At 66.4% G+C, this 3,330-nt stretch carries 2 protein-coding genes and 1 tRNA gene; all 3 read left to right on the forward strand.

The features are described from left to right. The first annotated feature begins 111 nt into the window (after nt 1–111). The 3 genes from DU475_RS23450 (at nt 112) to DU475_RS23460 (ending at nt 3,258) form a co-directional block, all read left to right on the forward strand. Nucleotides 112–188 (forward strand) — tRNA-Arg (locus DU475_RS23450). A gap of 507 nt (nt 189–695) precedes the next feature. After that, nucleotides 696–2,714, forward strand: coding sequence for a methyl-accepting chemotaxis protein (locus tag DU475_RS23455; protein WP_164633480.1), 2,019 nt, complete (start codon nt 696–698; stop codon nt 2,712–2,714). A 193-nt stretch (nt 2,715–2,907) separates the two neighbouring features. Then, on the forward strand, nt 2,908–3,258 hold the full coding sequence (locus DU475_RS23460; RefSeq protein ID WP_047309194.1) for a GrlR family regulatory protein: 351 nt from the start codon (nt 2,908–2,910) through the stop codon (nt 3,256–3,258). Nucleotides 3,259–3,330 lie beyond the last annotated feature (72 nt).

The raw sequence follows: 3,330 nt of genomic DNA on the forward strand, positions 1-3,330 counted from the left end.
ACGTTAATGCGCACATTCCGGCGAAATCATGGGAGCCCCTCCCCTTGTAAGCACCTGCAAAAGTGAGGTATTCGAAAGTCCCCGCCGGGTGGCACGCCCCGCCCGGCCCCCGCGCTCGTAGCTCAGCTGGATAGAGCATCGGATTTCGATTCCGAGGGTCGGAGGTTCGAATCCTTCCGAGCGCGCCATTTTTCGCGACAGCGCATTCCACGACCTCGTCGATCCGCCGCGCGGTCTTCGGCGCGTGGATATCCGGCGATCAGGGCGACGGCTGCTCCGTCGACATGCCATCGGTCGCGGCAAGGATCTTCGGCGTCTCCGTTCCCCCATCCGTCCGGTCCCGCCCGACGATCTGAACGACGACGGCGCCCCCATCGCATCCGCGCCCGACGTCGGGGCACCGGGATAGACGACATTGAATCGCACCGTTGGGAATTCACCGCGGGCGCAATCGGCCGAACAAACCGACCGGCTTCGCGGGCTCACTCGAAAAGCGCCTGCAAGCGCCAGACAGTGCCCGCCGCGACGGACCGAGAGCCACCCGCGCACCGGCCCTATCCGCGACAACTGATTAGCACGAGCAAACACTGGTACTCATACGAAGCGCTGGTTTCACACACTGCTAATCGATTTCTTCCAAGTCTGGGCCGCACCGACGTCGCGACAGCGATCGCCTTCCTCTGGGGTTCTCGACCATGAAATTCGACCGAATCGGAAACAAGCTCGGGCTCGCCGGTGTCGTCGGCGTCCTGCTCGCGGGCGGCATGCTGATCAACCAGATCATTGCCGAGCGCAATATCACCGCCGCCAACAACCTCGCCGACGGCCAGCAGTTCATCAACGAGCACACGCTGGAGGCGAATATCGCGCTGCGACGGATGCAGCTCGCGGTGCGCGACATCCGGCTCGCGAAAACTCCCGCCGAGATGGAGAAGCCGATCGCGTCGCTGGCGGAGATGAGCACTCGCACCCAAAAAGAACTCGAGTCGGCGGCTTTGCGCACCGTGAAGCCGGAGAACAGGCAGCGGATCGAGAAGATCAACGCGCTCGCGAAGGAGTACGAGACCCAGGCCGGTGCTCAGGTCAAGACGATCCAGCAGGCATTCGCAATGGCCGCCAAACGAGACCTGGTGTCGAGCGAATGGCGCAAGTCGTTCGAAGCCCTAAAGGCTTCTCCAGTGGTCGCCGCCAACCGTATCGAGATCGAGCGGGCGATGTACGAAGCCGATTCGCATTACAACGCGATCCGCGCGGCGAACTGGCGGTACACCGCGAGCGGCGACGACAGCCAGAGGAAAGTCATCGAACTACGCGCCGCCGCCTTGAGCGAGGCTCTGGCCCGGCTGCGCAATATCTCCAGCGACAAGGCGCTCACGGCAGCCGCGGACCAGCTCTCGGCGGACGTCAAGGCGTTCCTCGATCTGGCCAATGAGGCGGTGAAGCTGGACGGCATCAGGAATGAGCAGTCCGCCGCGATGCTGACGACCGCCGGGCAGATGGGCCCATTGATGCGCGAAGCGGTCGACGTGTCGAGCAAGAGCTTCCGCGCCGCCAAGGATAGCGCCGACGCCGAACTCGCCCAGGCCAACCGCGTCAGCTTCCTCGCCGCGAGCGCGGTGATGCTGGCGCTGATCGGCTCGGTGATCTTCACCTTCCTCGGCGTCGCCCGTCCGCTGACGCGGCTGAACGGCGCGCTCGGCCGCATCGCGGCCGGAGAACTCAATGCCGAAATCCCCGGCGCGACCCGCGGCGACGAAGTCGGCGACATCGCCAAGACCGTGGTGGTGATCAGCAAGAACGCCGAGCAGAAGGCACGCGAGGAAGCCGAGGCGCAAGCCAAGCAGGAGCAGATCGCGGCGCAGCGCCGCAAGGCAGAGATGATCCAGCTCGCCGACAGTTTCGAAGCCGCCGTCGGCGAGATCGTCGACACGGTGTCGTCGGCCTCGACCGAACTCGAAGCCTCCGCTTCGACGCTGACATCGACCGCCGACCGCTCGCAGGAGCTCACCACCATGGTGGCGGCCGCCTCCGAAGAAGCCTCCACCAACGTGCAGTCGGTAGCGTCGGCGACCGAGGAACTGTCGTCCTCGGTCAACGAGATCAGCCGTCAGGTCCAGGATTCCGCGCGGATGGCCAATGAAGCGGTCAGCCAGGCCCGCATGACCAACGATCGAGTCGGCGAACTGGCGACGGCGGCGTCCCGGATCGGCGACGTCGTCGAACTGATCAACCAGATCGCAGGGCAGACCAATCTGCTCGCGCTCAACGCCACCATCGAGGCGGCGCGCGCCGGCGAAGCCGGACGGGGCTTCGCGGTCGTCGCGTCGGAAGTGAAAGCGCTGGCGGAGCAAACCGCGAAGGCGACCGGCGACATCAGTCAGCAGATCTCCGGCATCCAGGCGGCGACCCAGGAATCGGTCGGCGCGATCCGCGACATCAGCAGCACCATCGAGAAGCTGTCGGAGATCGCCTCGACCATCGCGTCGGCTGTCGAGGAACAGGGCGCCGCGACCCAGGAGATCTCCCGCAACGTGCAGCAGGCCGCGCAGGGCACCCAGCAGGTCTCCTCGAATATCAACGACGTGCAGCGCGGCGCCACCGAAACCGGCTCGGCGTCGGCGCAGGTGCTGTCCGCGGCCCGGACGCTGTCCAGCGACAGCAACCGGCTGCGCAGCGAGGTCGGGCGCTTCCTCTCCACGGTCCGCGCCGCGTAGCACGCAACGCAAAGCTCGACGGGCCGCGCGTCCTGCCGCTCAGGCATCGACCACGGCCCGTCGCTTTGGCGCAGCGCCCCGCCGCCGCCAACGGCCCCTCGGCTTCGCGCGTTCCTGTCACGTTGACGGCGATCGGCCGGCTTTGGCATAACAGCCTTGCGCCTTCGCGATGTTGCGGGGCGCGGGGGACGCGATGAGGAACGGGCTGTATTCGATTCATGCCGATCTGCTCGACGGCCGCTCCGGCAAGGGCAGCGGCGTGGTGTTGTTCCGCGACGGCAAGATCCTGGGCGGCGACGCCTATCTGTTCTACGTCGGCAGCTATGTCAGCACCGGCGACAGCTTCAAGGGCGAAGTCACCGTCACCCAGCACACCCCGAGCCCGGACGCCAATCCGCTGTTCGGGGGCCAGAAGGAACCGGTGGGCATCGGCGTCACCGGCACCTCGACCGGCGACGCGGCGGTGATGAACGGCACCGCGCTGGTCGGCAAATCCAGCCAGATTTTCCGAGCGACACTGCGCCGGCTGGCCGACGCCGACTGACTGCGGCAAGCGGCGGCACGCCGACGTGGGCCGTATCCGCCGCCGCCGCCACCTGCCCTTGCGCCCTTTCTT

Origin of the sequence: Rhodopseudomonas sp. WA056 (assembly GCF_010906995.1) — a bacterium.
Taxonomy (GTDB): domain Bacteria; phylum Pseudomonadota; class Alphaproteobacteria; order Rhizobiales; family Xanthobacteraceae; genus Rhodopseudomonas; species Rhodopseudomonas palustris_G.

Bases quoted from the DNA above. Each gene is read 5' to 3' on its own strand.
- DU475_RS23455 (WP_164633480.1), top strand. From the start codon at position 696: ATGAAATTCGACCGAATCGGAAACAAGCTCGGGCTCGCCGGTGTCGTC.
- DU475_RS23460 (WP_047309194.1), top strand. From the start codon at position 2,908: ATGAGGAACGGGCTGTATTCGATTCATGCCGATCTGCTCGACGGCCGC.